At 30.9% G+C, this 1,034-nt stretch carries 2 protein-coding genes; both read left to right on the forward strand.

From position 1 onward, the window contains the following. Positions 1–71 precede the first annotated feature (71 nt). Positions 72–464: a helix-turn-helix domain-containing protein gene (locus M2326_RS17515; protein WP_264620829.1), complete on the forward strand. Its 393-nt coding sequence runs from the start codon at positions 72–74 to the stop codon at positions 462–464. Between the two features lie 22 nt (positions 465–486). Further along, the coding region (locus tag M2326_RS17520; protein ID WP_264620830.1) for an IS630 family transposase at positions 487–1,034 on the forward strand (548 nt) is incomplete at its 3' end.

Below are 1,034 nucleotides of genomic sequence, written 5' to 3' on the forward strand. Positions count from 1 at the left end.
TAAGTAATAAGAATAAAATAATGTCGTATTTTATTGTGGATATGTAAAAAATTTAATATATTTATCTCATTATGAGATATGTAACACTAAAAGAAGAAGAGGTTTTGGTACTAGAGCACCTTTACCAAAATAGCCCTAATAATACTGTTAGGAAACGTAGTCAATGCCTTGTTTTATCACATCAAAGACACAAGATTAAAGACTTGGCTTCTATTTTTAAAGTCAGTCGCAGAACGATTGAACGATGGTTTGATAGTTGGGCTAGTGTTGGGGTTGATTCTCTTGCTATATCAGAAGGAAGAGGAGCAAAAACTCTTTTAAAAGACTATACAGAAGAAGTTTCCAAGCAATTAGAACTTCACAATAGAAATTTAAAAAATGTATTAATTTACTTTGAGGAGCAACACAATATTGTCATCTGCAAAAAGACTTTGCAGAATTTTTTAAAAGTTACTGGGCTATAAGTGGAAAAGAGCTAGACTGTCTTTGAAAGGCAAACGCAACGAAGAACAATTTAGATTTAAACAAGAGCAGATAGAAACATTAAAGAGTTTGGAAGATAGCGGTTATATTGATTTATATTTTGGAGACCAAAGTCATTTTGGACTCTCTCCAAATGTGCCTTATGCTTGGCAAACAAAGAATAATCCAATTTTGTTACCCGCTGCTAAAGGTAAATATCAGAATGTAGTTGGATTAATGACCCGTAAAAATAAACTCTATTTCGAAACACTTGAAACAACCTTTAATTCAGATAGAATCATCAGTTTTATGAATCGATTTGTGGAACAAACCATTAAAAAAACCATTGTAATTCTTGACAATTCTCCCATACACAAATCAAAGAAATTTATGGCTAAAATAGAACAATGGAAAGAAAAAGATGTTTTAATTTACTTTTTGCCACCTTATTCACCAGAGTTAAACCTGATTGAAATTCTATGGCGGAGAATAAAATATCAATGGTTAGATTTTGATGCTTATAAATCATTCGAAAACCTCAAAGAAAAATTAAATTTTGTCCTGACTAATTT

The organism is Flavobacterium psychraerolatum, assembly GCF_025960985.1.
In the GTDB taxonomy this organism is placed as follows: Bacteria; Bacteroidota; Bacteroidia; order Flavobacteriales; family Flavobacteriaceae; genus Flavobacterium.

What these genes read in the sequence shown, in the direction of transcription:
- M2326_RS17515 (WP_264620829.1), top strand. Translation starts at nt 72, where the DNA reads ATGAGATATGTAACACTAAAAGAAGAAGAGGTTTTGGTACTAGAGCAC.